Origin of the sequence: Streptomyces sp. NPDC057271, assembly GCF_042668715.1 — a bacterium.
Lineage (GTDB): Bacteria > Actinomycetota > Actinomycetes > Streptomycetales > Streptomycetaceae > Streptomyces.
In genome coordinates this window covers 1-16,281 of record NZ_JBHUYJ010000005.1, presented here as the reverse complement: position 1 = coordinate 16,281, position 16,281 = coordinate 1, and the positions used below count along the sequence as shown (strand labels likewise).

At 71.9% G+C, this 16,281-nt stretch carries 17 protein-coding genes; 4 read left to right on the top strand and 13 right to left on the bottom strand.

All coding sequences use genetic code 11. From position 1 onward, the window contains the following. Positions 1-42: 42 nt before the first annotated feature. From ACFUJR_RS03605 to ACFUJR_RS03545, 13 genes are all read right to left on the bottom strand, one after another. Positions 43-441: a YccF domain-containing protein gene (locus ACFUJR_RS03605; RefSeq protein ID WP_383168369.1), complete on the bottom strand. Its 399-nt coding sequence runs from the start codon at positions 439-441 to the stop codon at positions 43-45. After that, positions 438-1,301 carry a zinc metalloprotease HtpX gene (htpX, locus tag ACFUJR_RS03600; RefSeq protein WP_383168366.1) on the bottom strand — a complete coding sequence of 288 codons (864 nt, stop codon included), beginning with the start codon at positions 1,299-1,301 and terminating at the stop codon, positions 438-440. The genes ACFUJR_RS03605 and htpX overlap by 4 nt, the downstream gene beginning before the upstream one ends. Before the next feature lie 187 nt (positions 1,302-1,488). Continuing rightward, complete coding sequence (mscL, locus tag ACFUJR_RS03595) at positions 1,489-1,941, bottom strand: large conductance mechanosensitive channel protein MscL (protein WP_383168363.1); 453 nt, start codon at positions 1,939-1,941, stop codon at positions 1,489-1,491. A gap of 48 nt (positions 1,942-1,989) precedes the next feature. Then, entirely contained in the window at positions 1,990-3,513 is a 1,524-nt protein-coding gene (locus tag ACFUJR_RS03590) for an NADH-quinone oxidoreductase subunit N (protein WP_383168360.1), read from the bottom strand. After that, positions 3,510-5,087, bottom strand: coding sequence for a NuoM family protein (locus ACFUJR_RS03585; RefSeq protein WP_383168467.1), 1,578 nt, complete (start codon positions 5,085-5,087; stop codon positions 3,510-3,512). The genes ACFUJR_RS03590 and ACFUJR_RS03585 overlap by 4 nt, the downstream gene beginning before the upstream one ends. A gap of 27 nt (positions 5,088-5,114) precedes the next feature. Beyond that, positions 5,115-7,094, bottom strand: coding sequence for an NADH-quinone oxidoreductase subunit L (locus tag ACFUJR_RS03580; protein WP_383168357.1), 1,980 nt, complete (start codon positions 7,092-7,094; stop codon positions 5,115-5,117). Beyond that, a complete protein-coding gene (gene nuoK, locus ACFUJR_RS03575) occupies positions 7,091-7,483 on the bottom strand; it encodes an NADH-quinone oxidoreductase subunit NuoK (protein ID WP_383168355.1) in 393 nt (130 codons plus the stop codon). Before nuoK ends, ACFUJR_RS03580 begins: the two co-directional genes overlap by 4 nt. Next, positions 7,483-8,049: an NADH-quinone oxidoreductase subunit J gene (locus tag ACFUJR_RS03570; RefSeq protein WP_383168353.1), complete on the bottom strand. Its 567-nt coding sequence runs from the start codon at positions 8,047-8,049 to the stop codon at positions 7,483-7,485. The genes nuoK and ACFUJR_RS03570 overlap by 1 nt, the downstream gene beginning before the upstream one ends. Further along, a complete protein-coding gene (locus ACFUJR_RS03565; protein ID WP_383168350.1) occupies positions 8,046-8,570 on the bottom strand; it encodes a 4Fe-4S binding protein in 525 nt (174 codons plus the stop codon). Before ACFUJR_RS03565 ends, ACFUJR_RS03570 begins: the two co-directional genes overlap by 4 nt. 107 nt (positions 8,571-8,677) lie before the next feature. Next, entirely contained in the window at positions 8,678-9,646 is a 969-nt protein-coding gene (locus tag ACFUJR_RS03560; protein ID WP_383168348.1) for an NADH-quinone oxidoreductase subunit H, read from the bottom strand. Then, complete coding sequence (locus ACFUJR_RS03555; protein WP_383168345.1) at positions 9,643-10,923, bottom strand: NADH-quinone oxidoreductase subunit C; 1,281 nt, start codon at positions 10,921-10,923, stop codon at positions 9,643-9,645. Before ACFUJR_RS03555 ends, ACFUJR_RS03560 begins: the two co-directional genes overlap by 4 nt. Then, positions 10,920-11,513: an NADH-quinone oxidoreductase subunit B gene (locus tag ACFUJR_RS03550; protein ID WP_383168341.1), complete on the bottom strand. Its 594-nt coding sequence runs from the start codon at positions 11,511-11,513 to the stop codon at positions 10,920-10,922. Before ACFUJR_RS03550 ends, ACFUJR_RS03555 begins: the two co-directional genes overlap by 4 nt. Then, positions 11,504-11,911, bottom strand: a complete 408-nt coding sequence (locus tag ACFUJR_RS03545) for an NADH-quinone oxidoreductase subunit A (RefSeq protein WP_352188433.1) — start codon at positions 11,909-11,911, stop codon at positions 11,504-11,506. Before ACFUJR_RS03545 ends, ACFUJR_RS03550 begins: the two co-directional genes overlap by 10 nt. Before the next feature lie 174 nt (positions 11,912-12,085). On the opposite strand from ACFUJR_RS03545, the gene ACFUJR_RS03540 reads away from it, so the two are divergent. The 4 genes from ACFUJR_RS03540 to ACFUJR_RS03525 all read left to right on the top strand — a co-directional run. Continuing rightward, on the top strand, positions 12,086-13,243 hold the full coding sequence (locus tag ACFUJR_RS03540; RefSeq protein ID WP_383168339.1) for a sensor histidine kinase: 1,158 nt from the start codon (positions 12,086-12,088) through the stop codon (positions 13,241-13,243). A 316-nt stretch (positions 13,244-13,559) separates the two neighbouring features. Beyond that, positions 13,560-14,846 (top strand): sensor histidine kinase, encoded by a 1,287-nt coding sequence (locus ACFUJR_RS03535; protein ID WP_383168336.1) that lies wholly within the window; start codon positions 13,560-13,562, stop codon positions 14,844-14,846. Between the two features lie 311 nt (positions 14,847-15,157). Beyond that, positions 15,158-15,817: a LuxR C-terminal-related transcriptional regulator gene (locus ACFUJR_RS03530; protein WP_383168463.1), complete on the top strand. Its 660-nt coding sequence runs from the start codon at positions 15,158-15,160 to the stop codon at positions 15,815-15,817. Positions 15,818-16,087: 270 nt separating this feature from the next. After that, a partial coding sequence (locus ACFUJR_RS03525) for a hypothetical protein (protein ID WP_383168333.1) occupies positions 16,088-16,281 on the top strand: 194 nt, incomplete at its 3' end.

Below are 16,281 nucleotides of genomic sequence, written 5' to 3'. Positions count from 1 at the left end.
GTGCCGGGCGTCGCGGGCCAGGCGAGACTTCGACGACAGGGCCTAGCGGACCGTGTATCCGTACGCCTCTTCCGTGCGGACGATCTCCTTGCCCAGCGGCAGCAGCGAGACCGGGATCAGCTTGAAGTTCGCGATGCCCAGCGGGATGCCGATGATCGTGATGCAGAGGACGATGCCGGTGGTGATGTGGCCGAGCGCGAGCCACCAGCCCGCGAGGACCAGCCACAGCACGTTGCCCACGCAGGACGGGGCGCCCGCGTCGTGGCGGTCCACGACGGTGTAGCCGAAGGGCCAGAGGGCATAGATCCCGATCCGGAACGCGGCGAGTCCGAAGGGGATGCCGATGATCGTGATGCACAGCAGGACGCCGGCCAGCATGTAGCCGAGGAACATCCAGAAGCCGCACAGGATCAGCCAGATGACGTTCAGGAGTGTCTTCACGGGCGGTGACCTGCCATCTGTTCGAGTCGGGCGATGCGTTCCGCCATCGGCGGGTGCGTCGAGAACATCTTCGAAACGCCTTTCCCCCCTCCGAAGGGGTTGGCGATCATCATGTGGCTCGCGGTCTCGATCCGCGGCTCGGGCGGCAGCGGGAGCTGCTTCGTACCGGCGTCGAGCTTGCGCAACGCGCTCGCCAGGGCGAGCGGGTCGCCCGTGAGCTGGGCGCCCGAGGCGTCCGCCTGGAACTCACGGGAGCGGCTGATGGAGAGCTGGATGACGGAGGCGGCGACCGGACCGAGGATCATGATCAGAAGCATGCCGAGCAGGCCCGGCCCGTCGTCGTCGCTGGAGCGCCCGACCGGGATCAGCCAGGCGAAGTTGACCAGGAACATGACCACGGAGGCGAGCGCGCCGGCGACCGATGAGATCAGGATGTCGCGGTTGTAGACGTGGCTCAACTCGTGGCCGATGACCCCGCGCAGCTCGCGCTCGTCGAGGATCGCGAGGATGCCCTCGGTACAGCAGACGGCCGCGTTCCGCGGGTTCCGGCCGGTGGCGAAGGCGTTGGGCGCCTGGGTGGGCGAGATGTAGAGCCGGGGCATCGGCTGGCGTGCCTGGGTGGAGAGTTCGCGCACCATCCGGTAGAGCTCGGGGGCCTCGAACTCGCTCACCGGGCGGGCGCGCATGGCCCGCAGGGCCAGCTTGTCGCTGTTCCAGTAGGCGTACGCGTTGGTGCCGAGCGCCACGACGAGCGCGACGATCAGGCCTGTCCGTCCGAAGAAGCTGCCGATGACGATGATGAGGGCCGAGAGCCCGCCGAGGAGTACGGCGGTCCTCAGCCCGTTGTGCCGGCGGTGCACGGTACGCCCTCCAAGTGGTGCGGCAGGGGAACCCTTTGCTCGGTGGTGGTCCTCCCTCAGACTTCGTCCGGGGGGAGGGTCTCCATGTCCAGTGGACCCTCCCGTACTGGTCAACGCCAGGCGGGAGGCACGGGTTCCCCTGCCCTCACAGGGGGCGATGTGAGCCGTACGGGTGATCCGGCGACGGTCAGCGGGCGGCCGGGAGGCCGGCCTGCACGAGCGCGCCGGCCGCGGGCTCGATCTCGCTGGTGCAGTGCGCGCAGCGGGTGGCGATGGCCGGGATCGCGGAGAAGCAGCGGGGGCAGTCGCGCTTCTCCGCCTTCGCGTCGGCCTCCTCCTTGATGAACCTCGCCTGGACCTTCGCCATGGGGAGGACGATGAGGAAGTAGAGCACGGCGGCGGTGATCACGAACGCTATGGTGGCCGCGATCGCCAGGCCGTAGGGGAAGATCGTCTTGCCGACGGTGAACTTCGCCTCGCTGAAGTCACCGACCGAGCCGGTGGCGAGACCGATGAGCGGGGTGATGAACGCCTTGCTGAAGCCGGTCACGACGGCGGTGAACGCCGATCCGACGGCCAGACCGATGGCCATCGAGACGATGTTGCCGCGAAGTATGAAGTCCTTGAAACCGTTCAGCACGGGTGAAGCTCCTTGGTGCGTTTCTCTGTGTGCGGGGGGACCGCGGGGTCAGAAGAGCGTGGTGGCCGCGAAGCGCAGCGCGAACTGCGGGTAGCCCGACAGCACGACGCCGACGACGGCCGCCAGGACGATCGCCAGGGTGATCGCGGCGGGCACGCGCGTGGGGGGTCGCTCGCCCGCCGGCTCCTCCACGGATTCTCCCAGGGGCTCGCGGAAGAGCAGCCCGGTCCACCGCAGGTAGTAGTAGAGGCCGATGACGACGTTGACGCCCATGACCACGGCGAGCCAGCCGAGGCCGGCGTCGACCGCCGCCGAGAAGACGGTGACCTTGGCGAAGAGGCCGATGACGCCCGGCGGGAGCCCGGCCAGGTTGAGCAGGAAGAAGCCCATGGTGAGCGCGAGCAGCGGACTGGCCGCGTACAGACCGCGGTAGTCGGCGATCCGGTTCTTCGGGTGCGTGCGCGCGACCAGGGCGGCGACCGCGAAGGCGCCGAGGTTCACGACGGCGTACATCAGGGCGTACGCGACGGTGGCGCCGATCTGGTCGTCGCTGGAGTAGGCGGCGGCGGCGATCGGGACCAGGAGGTAGCCGGCCTGGGCGACGGAGGACCAGGCGAGCAGCCGGACCGCGCTCCAGGCGCGCGTGGAGACCTGCCGCAGGGCGCCCACGTTGCCGACCGTCATGGTCAGCGCGGCGAGCACCGCCAGCGCCGGGCCCCAGATGTCCGCGTACGAGGGGAAGGCGACGACCGTGACCAGGATGAGGCCGGTGAAGCCGACGGCCTTGCCGACGACCGAGAGGTAGCCGGCGACGGGCAGCGGGGCGCCGACGTAGGTCTCGGGAACCCAGAAGTGGAAGGGGACGGCGGCCGTCTTGAAGGCGAAGCCGACAAGCGTGAGGGCCACGCCCGCCTGGGCGAGGGTCTGCAGCTGGCCGGGGACGTCGTCGAGGCGCTGGGCGACCTCGGTGAGGTGGAGGGTGCCGGTCGCCCCGTACACGAAGCTGACGCCGAGCAGGGTGACGGCGGTCGCGGTGACCGAGGAGAGGAAGAACTTCAGCGCCGCCTCGCTGGACCGCCGGTCGCCGCGGCGCAGGCCCACGAGCGCGAAGGCGGGCAGCGAGGCCACCTCGAGGGCGACGACGAGGGTCGCCAGGTCGCGGGAGGCGGGCAGCAGGGCCGCGCCGGCGGCCGAGGAGAGCAGCAGGAACCAGTACTCCCCCGGCGGGAGCTTGTCGCGCGTGTCGGCGAGGGAGAGCAGGGCGGTGAGGAGCGCGCCGCCGAGCACCAGGAACTGGATGACCAGCGTGAAGCGGTCGGCGGTGTAGCTGCACGCGGCGGTCGCGGCCGGTTCGGTGGTGAGACAGAAGGTCGAGCGGTCGCCGGCGCGCAGCGGGACGAGCAGCGCCATCGCGGCGGCGAGACCGCCGATCGCGGTCCAGCCCAGGAGCTGCTTGTGCCGGTCGGGTACGAAGAGGTCCGCGACCAGCACGGCCAGGGCGACCAGGGCGGTGAGGGTGGGCGGCGCGATCGCGAGCCAGTCGACGGACTGGACGAGGGTCGTGGGGGTCACGAGTTTCCTCCCGCGAGGAGCTGCTGCACGGCCGGGTCGGTGAGGCCGAGGAGAACCGCGGGCCACAGTCCGGCGAGGACGGTGAGGGCGACGAGCGGGGTCCACGCGGCGAACTCGTACCCCTGGACGTCGGCGATCGTGCCCTCCCCGCTCGGGCGGGGGCCGCCCATGCAGACCCGGCGGACGACGACGAGGAGGTACGCGGCCGTGAGGAGGGTGCCGAAGGCGCCGATCGCCATGAAGGTGAGGAACGCGGGGCGGCTGAGGCCGGCGGCCGGTTCGAAGGCGGCGAACAGGGCCAGCATCTCGCCCCAGAAGCCGGCCAGGCCGGGCAGTCCGAGGGAGGCGACGGCGGCGAAGGCGAGCAGTCCGCCCAGGCGCGGGGCGCGGCCGTAGAGGGCCGCGCCGGTGGCGCCGGCGAGGGTGTCGAGGTCGGCGGTGCCGTACCGGTCCTTCAAGGCGCCGACGAGGAAGAACAGCAGGCCGGTGATGAGGCCGTGGGCGATGTTGGCGAAGAGCGCGCCGTTGACGCCGGTGGGGGTCATCGTCGCGATGCCGAGGAGCACGAAGCCCATGTGGCCGACGGAGGAGTAGGCGATCAGGCGCTTGAGGTCGCCGTTGGTGCCGGGGCGCGTGAGGGCGAGGCAGGCGAGGGATCCGTAGATGATGCCGACGACGGCGAAGGCGGCGAGGTAGGGGGCGAACGTCCGCATGCCGTCGGGGGTGATCGGCAGGAGGATCCGGACGAACCCGTACGTGCCCATCTTCAGCAGGACGCCGGCGAGGAGGACCGAGCCGACCGTGGGGGCGGCGGTGTGGGCGTCCGGGAGCCAGCTGTGCAGGGGCCACATCGGGGTCTTCACCGCGAGCCCGATCCCGATCGCGAGAACGGCGATGACCTGCACGGACATGGTCAGTCCGCGGCCGTTGTCGGTGGCGAGTGCCACCATGTCGAACGTGCCCGCCTTCAGTCCCACGAGGAGCAGGCCGAGCAGCATGACGACGGATCCGAGCAGCGTGTAGAGGATGAACTTCCAGGCGGCGGCCTGCCTTCCGGCGCCGCCCCAGCGGGCGATGAGGAAGTACATCGGGATGAGGACCATCTCGAAGGCCAGGAAGAACAGGATCAGGTCGAGGACGGCGAAGGTCGCGAGGGTGCCGGACTCGAGGACGAGGAGGAGCGCCACGAAGCCCTTGGGGGACGGGCCGGTGGCCCGCGGCGTCAGCCGCTGATGTTGCTGCTTGAAGTAGCTGTAGAGCGCGCAGAGGAAGGTCAGGAGCGCGGTCATGACCAGGAGGGGGAGGGAGATGCCGTCGACACCGAGGTGGAGGCGCACGTCGAGTGCGGGGATCCACGTGATGTCCGTGCTCGCCTGGATCCTCGACGGGTTGTCGTGGTCGAAGCCCAGCGTGAGGACGATCGCGGCGGCGAGGACGACGCCGGTGACGACCACGCCGTGGCGCAGCACGGCCTGGTCCGGAGACTTCCCCTTCAGTCCGGGCGGGGCAGGGAAGAGAGCGGCGGCGGCGCCGACGAGCGGGCCGGCGACGATCAACGCGAGAAGGAACTGCATCACGGATTCGCTGATATCGATCACGTCTCACGCTCCCGCGACGGCGACGAGTACGGCGGCGATCGCCAGGACGACGGAGCCGGCGAGCAGGGCGCTCAGATAGGTCTGCACGTTGCCGGTCTGGGCGCGGCGGACGAGCCAGCCGAGCCATCGGGTGCCGGTGCCCGCGCCGCGCACGTACGTGTCGACGACCTCGCGGTCCAGGAAGCGGACCAGGGAGGCCGCGGCGAGGACCGGGCGGACGAACACGGCGCTGTAGAGGGCGTCGACGTGGAAGCCGGCGGCCGCGGGGCGGTGCAGGGGGCCGAGCAGGGCGCGGCCGGGATCGGCCGGGTCCTCGGCGGGGTGCGGCAGGTGCAGGGCCTCCGCCTCGACCTGGCCGGCCTCGGCGTCGGGGTGGGCGACATGCGGGGCGACGGCTGGCGTGCCGACGGGGGCCTTCATGGCGAGGGTGCGCCAGACCGCGTAGGTGACGACGGCACCGACGAGGGCGATGCCCGTGCCGAGGACGGCGGTGGTGACGGTCGGGGTGAGGGCGTTGCCGTCGAACCAGTCGTCGAGGTAGGTGACGCTCAGACCGAAGCCGAGGGAGGGGATGGCGAGCACCCACAGGACGGTCGTCATGGCGAGTGGCTGGCGCCCGTGATACGGAGCCTCGGCGCCGCGGCCCCGGAACGCGAGCAGCCAGAGCCGGGTCGCGTAGGCGGCGGTGAGGAGGGCGGTGAGCAGGCCGGCGACGAGGACGGTCCAGCCGGCCGCGGCGGGCGCGACGGTCCGGTCGCCGAGGGCGGTGTGCTCGGCGGCCACGAGGACGGCTTCCTTGGAGAAGAAGCCGGCGAACGGCGGCAGGGCGGCAAGCGCGAGGAGGGCGACGGTCATCGTCCAGTACGCGTCGGGGACACGCTTCGTCAGGCCGCTCATCCGGGACATGGCGGAGAGCGAGTTCGTGCCGGCGGCGTGGATGATCGCGCCGGCGGCGAGGAAGAGGAGCGCCTTGAACGCGCCGTGGGACATGAGGTGGAAGACGGCCGCGCCGCGGTCGCCGACGGCCAGGGCACCGGCCATGTAGCCGAGCTGGCCGATCGTCGAGTAGGCGAGGACGCGCTTGATGTCGTCCTGGGCGAGCGCGGCGAGCCCCGAGCCGACCATCGTGACGGCGGCCATCACCGCGAGCACGGTCAGCGCGGCCGCGGACGAGGCGAAGACGGGCAGCAGGCGGGCCACGAAGTAGATGCCGGCGGCGACCATCGTCGCCGCGTGGATGAGCGCGGAGACGGGGGTGGGACCGGCCATCGCGTCGGGGAGCCAGGTGTGCAGCGGGAACTGCGCCGACTTGCCCGCCACACCGGCGAGCAGCAGCAGCGCGATGAGGGTGGGGTGGTCGAGCCCGCCGGCCGCGACGGCGCCGAGGATCCCGTCGATCCGGAACGTGCCCGCGTCCGTGGCGAGCGCGAAGAGCCCGATCAGGAAGGGGACGTCGCCGAGCTTGGTGACGAGGAAGGCCTTGAGGGAGGCGGCCCGCGCCTCGGGGGTCTCCCAGTAGTGACCGACGAGGAAGTACGAGCAGATGCCCATGATCTCCCAGCCGACCAGGAGCACCATCAGGTCGCCGGAGTAGACGACGAGCAGCATCGCGGAGGTGAAGAGGGAGACGAGCGCCGCGTACGAGGGGTAGCGCGGGTCGTCGCGCAGATAGCCGGTCGAGTAGATCTGCACGCAGGTGGCGACGACCCCGACGACCACGGCGACGAGGGCGGCGAAGCCGTCGATGTACAGCGCCAGGTCGATGGGGACCGAGCCGGTGGGGGTGAGCTGGGTGGAGGCCTCGATCGTCGGTCCGCCGCCCTGCCGGACGGCGACCACGGCTGCCAGGGCGGCGGCGGCGAGCGTCGGCAGCACGGCGAGGGGGCGGACGAAGCCGGGGGCCTTCCTGCCCAGGAGCAGGCCGGCGACGGAGCCGAGGAAGGGAAGGAGGGGGACGAGGACGGCGAGGGTCGTGGTGGTCACGCGGTGGCCTCGGCCTTCTCGTCGGTCCCGGCGGTCCGGGGCTCGGCGTCGTCGGTCCCTGCGCCGTCGGTCCCTGTTCCGTGGGGCTCGGCGTTGTCACGCAGCCGGTCGACGTCCGAGGTGCCGCGGTTGCGGTAGACCATCAGGACGATCGCGAGACCGATGCCGATCTCGGCGGCGGCGATGGCGATGGTGAAGAGGGTGAGCGCCTGGCCGGCGTGCAGGGTGTCGCGGAGCCAGACGTCAAAGGCGACCAGGTTGAGGTTGACGGCGTTGAGCATCAGCTCGACGGACATCAGGACCAGGATCGCGTTGCGGCGGGCGAGGACGCCGTACAGGCCCACACAGAAGAGCAGGGCGGCGAGGACGGCGGGGTAGGCGAGATGCATCAGTCCCGGGCCTCCTTGGCGTTCTTGCGGGACAGGACGATCGCGCCGACCAGGGCGGCGAGCAGCAGGACAGAGAGCGCCTCGAAGGGCAGCACCCAGTGCCGGAAGAGGATCTCGCCGGACACCTCGGTGGAGCCCTGTGCCGGGCCGTCGAGCTCGATCCAGGTCGTACGGAACGCGTCGACGACCACCCAGACGAGCGCCGCGGCCGCGGCGAGCGCGACCGCGAGGGCGACCGGGCGGTTGCCCGAGTCGGCGTCCGGGGAGCGGCCGATGGGGGCCTTGGTGAGCATGAGCCCGAAGAGGAGGAGGACGACGACGGATCCGACGTAGATCAGCACCTGGACCCAGGCGATGAACTCCGCGGTGAGCAGGAGGTACTCGACGGCGAGCCCGCCGAGGGCCACGACCAGCCAGAGCGCGGCGTGCACGAGCTGGCGGGTGGTGACGGTCACGACGGCGGCGCCGAGGGTCACCAGACCGACGAGGAGGAAGGCGATCTCGACACCGGAGGGCGAGAGGAAGCCGGGCGTGGAGGCGGCGAGCGGGGCGGCGACGAGGTTCACTGCTGGTCCCCCTCGGCCTGGGCCCGGGCTTCGGCCTGGGCCTGGGCGGCGGCTGCCGCGGTGGCGGCCTTCTCCACGGCCTTGCGCGCCGCGGCGACCTCCTTCGGCTCCTCGGCCCTCGGGTCGAGCGCGGGCGGTTCGGGGACCGTCCACATCCACTCGCGGAGCTTGTCGCGCTCGTGGGTGAGTTCGTGGATGTCCGTCTCCGCGTACTCGAACTCGGGGGACCAGAACAGCGCGTCGAAGGGGCAGACCTCGATACAGATACCGCAGTACATGCAGAGGGCGAAGTCGATGGCGAAGCGGTCGAGGACGTTGCGGCTGCGCTCGCGGCCGCCGGGGGTGGCGGCGGGCACGGTCTCCTTGTGGGAGTCGATGTAGATGCACCAGTCGGGGCACTCGCGGGCGCAGAGCATGCAGACGGTGCAGTTCTCCTCGAAGAGCCCGATGACACCGCGGGTGCGGGGCGGGAGTTCGGGCTGCTTGTCCGGGTACTGCGCGGTGACGGTCTTCTTCGTCATCGTGCGGAGTGTGACGGCGAGGCCCTTGGCCAGGCCGGAACCGGGAAACGAACGGGGCCGACCGGAGGGCGTCGTCGAGGTGTGGTGGTCGGGCGACGGGCGGGTCATTACTGGATCGCCACCTTCACGATGCCGGTGAGCGCGATCTGCGCGAGGGCGAGCGGGACGAGGGTGGTCCAGGCGAGTTTCTGGAGCTGGTCCTCGCGGAGCCGGGGGTAGCTGACGCGGAGCCAGATGATGACGAAGGCCAGGATCGCGGTCTTGAGCAGGGTCCAGACCCAGCCGAGGCCGTCGGCGCCGAAGGGGCCGTGCCAGCCGCCGAGGAAGAGGACGGTGGTGAGCCCGCAGAGGACGACGATGCCGGCGTACTCGGCGAGCAGGAAGAGCGCGAAGCGGAGACCGGTGTACTCGGTGTACGCGCCGAAGATGATCTCGGAGTCGGCGACGGGCATGTCGAACGGCGGGCGCTGGAGTTCGGCGAGGCCGGCGACGAAGAAGACGATCGCGCCGACGATCTGCCAGGGCAGCCACCACCACTCGAAGGCGTTGAGGATGCCGGGGAGGGAGACGGTGCCGGCGGCCATCGCGACGGAGGCGGCCGCGAGGAGCATCGGGAGCTCGTAGGCGAGCAGCTGCGCGGCGGTGCGGAGGCCTCCAAGCAGGGAGAACTTGTTGGCGGATGCCCAGCCGGCCATGAGGCTGCCGAGGACGCCGACGCCCATGACGGCGAGGACGAAGAAGATGCCGGCGTCGACGACCTGGCCGACGGCGCCTTCGCTCGGGCCGATGGGGATGGCGACGAGGACGAGGAGGTATGGGAGGAGGGCGACGGCGGGGGCGAGCTGGAAGACGCGGCGGTCGGCGTTTGCCGGGACCACGTCCTCCTTCTGCGCGAACTTGACCCCGTCGGCGACGAGCTGGGCCCACCCGTGGAACCCACCGGCGTACATGGGCCCGAGGCGGCCCTGCATATGGGCCATGACCTTGTGCTCGGTCTGCCCGATGACGAGGGGCAGCACGAGGAACACGGCGAAGACGACGAGCAGCCGCAGGGCGACGTCGAGTGCGTCGTTCACGCGGATTCGCCTCCGTCGGGGGTGGTGGGATGGTCGGTGCGTCCGGATTCCGCCGCGGGCGCAGGCCCGGCCTCGGGCGCGGGACCGGCTTCAGGCGCGGGACCGGCCTCGGGCGCGGGACCGGCCTCGGGCGCGGGACCGCCTTCGGGCGCGGGACCGGCCTCGGGCGCGGGACCGCCTTCGGGCGCGGGACCGGCCTCGGGCGCGGGACCGGCCTCGGGCGCGGGACCGGCCTCGGGCGCGGGACCGGCCTCGGGCGCGGGACCGGCCTCGGGCGCGGGACCGCCTTCGGGCGCGGGACCGGCCTCGGGCGCGGGACCGGACGCCAGCCCAGGTCCGGCCTCGGGCGCAGGCCCGGCCTCGGGCGCAGGCCCGGCCTCGGGCGCGGGTCCGGCTTCAGGCGCGGGACCGCCTTCGGGCGCGGGACCGGCCTCGGGGGTCTTGGTGGTTCCGGGGTCGAAGGCCGGGCGGGCGTGGTGCCAGGGGGCGTCCGAGCTTCGGGGGCGCGACGGCGTGGCGGGCGGAGCCGCCTGGCTTGCCGAGCCCTCGGACGCGCTGCGGGTGCGCCTCGGCGGGCGTGCCGGGGCCTCCGCGGCTTCCGGCTGGGTCGCCGAGCCCTCCGCCGCCGTACGGGTACGGCGCGCGGGGCGGTCGGCCGCGGCCGCGCCTCGGGCGGGGCGGGCCGGGGCGGGCGGGAGCTGGCCCTTCATCGGGCCCCAGTCGTTGGGGTCGGGGACGCCCGGCGGCAGCATCTGACGGCGCTTCGGGCCGCCGTGCTCCGACTCGCCCGGCTCCTTCGCTCCCGGCCAGGCCTTCACGACCCGGGCCGCGAGGACGAAGTCCTTCCGCAGCGGGTGGCCCTCGAAGTTCTCCGGCAGGAGCAGCGGGACGAGGTTCGGGTGGTCCGTGAACTCGACGCCGAACATCTCGTGCGTCTCGCGCTCGTGCCACTCGGCGCCCGCGTAGACCGGAACCGCCGTCGCCAGCACCGGGGACTCGTGGCTCACCGTCGTCCGCACCAGCAGGCGACGCACCGCGCCGCCCTCCAGCGCCACCACGTGCGCGCACACCCGGAAGCCGGCGCCCGGCTCGTCCACCGCGCTCAGCCAGTCGAAGTACGTGCAGCCCAGTTCGTCCCGCGCGGTCTCCAGCGCGGCGATCCACGAGCCGACCGGCACGTCCACCGTCAGCAGGTCGTACGCCCGCTCCGCCGTCGCCTCCTCGCCGAAGACCTCGGTCACGGCCTCCGGGAGGGAGTCGTACGCGTTCGTGTTCACTTCTCCTCACCGCCCGGCTTCGGCGGCGTCACCAGACCGCTCGTCAGCTGCCCGACGGACGGGCCCGAGTAGCGCGTCGCCAGCGACTCGCGCGCGATCTTCTCCTGGAGCTTGAGGATTCCCTGCAGCAGCGCCTCGGGGCGCGGCGGGCAGCCCGGCACGTAGACGTCGACGGGGATGATCTGGTCGACGCCCTTCGTCACCGAGTACGAGTCCCAGTACGGCCCGCCGCAGTTCGAGCAGGCGCCGAAGGAGATGACGTACTTGGGCTCCGGCATCTGCTCGTACAGCCGCTTCACCGCCGGTGCCATCTTGTCCGTCACCGTGCCGGAGACGATCATCAGGTCGGCCTGGCGCGGCCCGGGCGCGAAGGGGATCACTCCGAGCCGGATGAAGTCGTGGCGGGCCATCGACGCGGCGATGAACTCGATCGCGCAGCAGGCGAGGCCGAAGTTGAAGACCCAGAGGCTGTAGCGGCGGCCCCAGTTCAGGACCACCTTCATCGGCTCGGGCGCCAGCCGCGCGAGGGGGCCGAGCTTGGGCGCCGGAAGCGGGGTCGGAGCCTGCGGAGGGGTCGGGGTCACGTCCATGTCAGGACGCCCTTCTTGTACGCGTAGAGCAGTCCCACGGCCAGGAAGCCGAGGAAGATGAACATCTCGACCAGCGTCGTCCCGCCGTAGCCGGGCGCGGCGAACACCGTCGCCCACGGGAAGAGGAAGATCGAGTCGACGGCGAAGATCACGTAGAGGAAGGCGTACACGTAGTAGCGGACCTGGGTGTGCGCCCAGCCCTCCCCCACCGGATCCACACCGCACTCGTATGTCAGCAGCTTCTCCGGCGTCGGTACGACAGGCCTCAGCAGCCGGCCCGCGCCGAACGCGACGGCCACGAAGAGCACGCCGACGACGGCGAGCAGGCCGACGACGGAGTACGACTGGAAGTAGTCCGCCGCGAGTCCGTGTCCCGCCCGTACGGTCGGATCCGGCACGTCCACCCCTCGCTCCCTGCCCGTTTCGGCGATCGTCTGTACGCACCGGAGTCTAGGCCCTGCTAAAGACGCCGTAAGCGGTCGTGTCACAGAGTGAGCGGTGGGGATATCCCTACTCTCCTTCACCGACGTACCCCATGGCGTGCCGAGCCCCCCGACCGGCACGCTTGCCCCATGAGCGTCGACACCGAGACCCCGCTGCCGCCCGCGCGCTTCGCCTACGGCCGGCACACCTGGAAGGAGATCTCCTTCCTCCTCACCAATCTGCTCGCCGCCGTGGTCGGGTTCGTGTACGTGGTGGTGGCGGTCGCCGTCGGCGTGGGCCTGGCCGTCACCGTGATCGGCCTGCCGCTCCTGGCCCTCGGCCTCGCCGGGGCGCGCGGCCTGGGGCGGGGCGAGCGGGCGAGGGCCCGCGCGCTGCTCGGTGTACGGGTGGACGAGCCCAGCCCGCTTCCCCGCCGGCACGGCTTCTTCCCCTGGCTGTGGACGGCGCTGACGGACCCGGTGGGCTGGCGGACGATGCTGTACGGCTTCATCCGGCTGCCCTGGGGCATCGTCACCTTCGTCGTCACCCTCGTCTCGCTGATCGTGCTCTGGCCCCTGCTGCCGTTCGTGGCCCGCGGTCTCGCGGCCGCCGACCGGGCCATGGTCCGCGGTCTCCTGTCGCCCTCGGACGAGCTGGAGCGGCGGATCGCCGAGCTGGAGTCGGACCGGGGCGTGGTCGTGGACACCGCCGCCGCCGATCTGCGCCGGATCGAGCGCGATCTGCACGACGGCGCGCAGGCCCGGCTCGTCGCCCTGGCGATGGGGCTCGGTCTGGCGAAGGAGAAGCTCCTGGAGGACCCGGAGGCGGCGGCCGCGATGGTCGACGAGGCGCACGGCGAGGTGAAGCTCGCGCTCCAGGAGCTGCGCGATCTCGCCCGGGGCATCCATCCGGCGGTCCTGACCGACCGCGGCCTGGACGCCGCGCTCTCGTCGATCGCCGCGCGCTGCACGGTTCCGGTGAAGGTGACGGTCGACCTGACCGAGCGGCCGGCCGAGGCGATCGAGGGCATCGCGTACTTCACCGTGTCCGAGCTGCTCCAGAACGTGTCCAAGCACGCCCGTGCGCGTTCCGCCTCCGTGGAGGTGTGGCGGCGCGAGGACCGGCTGCTGCTCCAGGTAAGGGACGACGGGCAGGGCGGCGCCCGGCTGAACGGCGGCACGGGGATGGCGGGGCTCGCGGAGCGTCTGGGGGCGGTCGACGGTCTGTTCGTCCTCGACTCGCCGGAGGGCGGCCCGACGACGGTCACGGCGGAACTGCCGTGGCGCGCGCGCCCGATCCCCGCGTAGCCCGGACGGACCGCCGTCACCCAACCCGGACGGACCGCCGAAACCCCAGGCGACTCGCACCGCGGGCCGCCGAAGCCCCCGGGCTCGCAGACCGCCGCCGCATCCCGACGGGCCGCCGTCGCCACGGCCCCGTATGCCTCCCGCACCCGCCCGCCGCGCTCTCCGCGCCGCCCGCCACCTCCCCTCAAGGTAGGGAAATCCCCCCTCTGCAGACGCCCACCTCCCTCATGGTCCGGCGCGCGTCCGCGCGGAAACCTTGAGCCGTACTCCTCCACGCCCCACTCCTCTCCTTCCCCGAGCAGAACGGACAACAGCGATGGCCTCCCACCGCCTCCCCGCCGCGATCCGCGCGCCGTTCGAGGCCCGCACCTGGCGCGAGTTCGGCTATCTGGTGCTCGGGCTGCCGCTGAGCTGCGTCTACTTCGCCCTCTCCATCGCCCTGGTCTCGGCCGGCGCCGGGCTCCTCGTCACCTTCCTCGGCATCCCCGTCCTCGCGGGCGCCCTCGCCCTGTGCCGTGGCTTCGGCGCGGTGGAGCGGGCCCGGGCGCGCGGGCTGCTCGGTCTGGAGGTCGCGCCGCCGGAGCCAGCCAGGGGCCGTACCGGCGGGGCGATGTCGTGGATGGGGGCGACGCTGAAGAGCGGCGCGTCCTGGCGCCACCTCCTCTACGCGCTCCTGCACATGCCGTGGGCGATCTTCGCCTTCACGGTCTCGGTGGCCTTCTGGACGTACGGCTGGGCCCTCTTCACCTACCCGCTGTGGCAGTGGGTCTTCCCGATGTACGCCGGCCAGGACGGCCTCCAGCTCTACGGCGACCGGACGCACGCCTTCTACCTGGACTCCCCCTTCGAGATCGCCTTCACCAGCGTCATCGGTCTGCTCCTCGTGCTCGCCGGGCCGTGGATCATCCGGTCGCTGGCCGCGGTGGACCGGCTGATGGTCTCCGGGCTGCTCGGCCCCTCGCGGCTCGCCACACGCGTCACGGAGCTGGAGTCGGACCGGGGCGTGGTCGTGGACACCGCCGCCGCCGATCTGCGCCGGATCGAGCGCGACCTGCACGACGGCGCGCAGGCCCGGCTCGTCGCCCTCGCCATGGATCTGGGCCTGGCGAAGGAGAAGATGGCGGAGGATCCCGAGGCGGCGGCGCGCATGGTCGACGAGGCGCACGGCGAGGTGAAGACGGCGCTGCAGGAGCTGCGCGATCTGGCCCGGGGCATCCACCCGGCCGTCCTGACCGACCGTGGTCTGGACGCGGCGCTGTCGGCGGTCGCCGCGCGGTGCACCGTGCCGGTCTCCGTCGAGGTGGACCTCCCTGCCCGGCCGGTGCCGGCGATCGAGGGCATCGCGTACTTCACCGTGTCCGAGCTGCTCCAGAACGTGTCCAAGCACTCCGGGGCCCGGCGGGCATGGGTGGAGGTGTGGCGGTCGGGCGACCGGCTGCTGCTCCAGGTGCGGGACGACGGGCGCGGTGGTGCGGACACGGCCGCGGGCCGGGGGCTGGCCGGGCTCACGGAGCGGCTGGACGCGGTCGACGGGATCCTGGCCGTGGACTCGCCCGCGGGCGGTCCGACGACGATCACTGCGGAGCTCCCCTGGCGCGCGTAGTCCCCGCCCCTCGGCCCGGCTCATCCCGGCCCAGCCCATCCCGGCCGGTGCCGCCCCCGCCCGGCTCATCCCGGCCATGCGGCCCCGGCCCGGGTCACCCCGGGCCCACTCGTCTCGGACTGGGCGCCGTCGCCCGGGGCGGCATCTCAAGCCCCGCACAAAGATCACCCCGCACAGGACCGCTCCATGACACGCCCCTGACACATCTGAACCCGACCCTGCCCCGCCGCGTCCCTCTTACTGCGATGCTGGGGACGCATCGAACACCGGAACATGGGGGCTTCAGAGTCGTGGAAGACGTGGCGGACAGGGTGCGCGTGGTCATCGCCGAGGATTCGGTGCTGCTCCGAGAGGGCCTGACCCGGCTGCTGACCGACCGGGGGCACGAGGTCGTCGCCGGGGTGGGCGACGGAGAGGCCCTGGTCAAGACCGTCGCCGGTCTCGCGGGCGAGGGCGAGCTGCCCGATGTGGTCGTGGCCGACGTCCGGATGCCCCCGACCCACACGGACGAGGGTGTACGGGCGGCGGTGCGGCTGCGCAAGGAGTACCCCGGGGTGGGGGTCCTGGTCCTTTCCCAGTACGTGGAGGAGCAGTACGCCACCGAACTCCTGGCCGGATCCAGCCGGGGCGTGGGCTATCTCCTCAAGGACCGGGTCGCCGAGGTCCGCGAGTTCGTGGACGCCGTGGTCCGGGTGGCCCGGGGCGGTACGGCGCTGGACCCGGAGGTCGTGCAGCAGCTGCTCGGCCGGAGCCGTAAGCAGGACGTCCTGGCGAACCTGACCCCGCGCGAGCGCGAGGTCCTGGGCCTGATGGCCGAGGGGCGGACGAACTCCGCGATCGCGAAACAGCTGGTCGTGAGCGACGGCGCCGTGGAGAAGCACATCAGCAACATCTTCCTGAAGCTGGCCCTGTCCCCGAGTGAAGGCGATCATCGTCGGGTACTCGCGGTGTTGACCTATCTGAATTCCTGATCACCTGACAACCTGTCAGATATCGGGGTCGGGACCTAGGACCGAAGAACGAGCGGAACGCGACTTTCCGGAAAGCTCTGGGGGGCGACAGAACGTGACGATTCATGGCAAACGGGCATCTCAAAACGAGTTCCATGATGCGAGAAGTCCCGAGGAGGGCCACCTCACCGTCGTAGGGTGGGCCACGGGGCCGGCCGGTTCGCCGACCGCCCCGCGAGCCTTCTCCCGCCTGTGGCGGAGAGACCCTTGCCGCGAGGGAGGTCCAGTTCAGTGACCAGCCAGGTCAGTAGCGAGGCCGGCGAGGCCCTGGTCGGGGAGCAGCGCAGCGCCGCCCCGACGACGCCCCGCCACGGCGACGAGAAGGAAGTGCGCCGGCTCGATCGGGTGATCATCCGGTTCGCGGGTGATTCCGGTGACGGTATGCAGCTCACGGGTGACCGGTTCACGTCGGAGACGGCGTCGTT

Excerpts from the sequence above, each read along its gene's own strand:
- ACFUJR_RS03585 (WP_383168467.1), bottom strand. The coding sequence starts at position 5,087 with ATGCAGTTCCTTCTCGCGTTGATCGTCGCCGGCCCGCTCGTCGGCGCC.
- nuoK (WP_383168355.1), bottom strand. The coding sequence starts at position 7,483 with ATGCATCTCGCCTACCCCGCCGTCCTCGCCGCCCTGCTCTTCTGTGTG.
- ACFUJR_RS03565 (WP_383168350.1), bottom strand. The coding sequence starts at position 8,570 with ATGACGAAGAAGACCGTCACCGCGCAGTACCCGGACAAGCAGCCCGAA.
- ACFUJR_RS03550 (WP_383168341.1), bottom strand. The coding sequence starts at position 11,513 with ATGGACGTGACCCCGACCCCTCCGCAGGCTCCGACCCCGCTTCCGGCG.
- ACFUJR_RS03540 (WP_383168339.1), top strand. The coding sequence starts at position 12,086 with ATGAGCGTCGACACCGAGACCCCGCTGCCGCCCGCGCGCTTCGCCTAC.
- ACFUJR_RS03535 (WP_383168336.1), top strand. The coding sequence starts at position 13,560 with ATGGCCTCCCACCGCCTCCCCGCCGCGATCCGCGCGCCGTTCGAGGCC.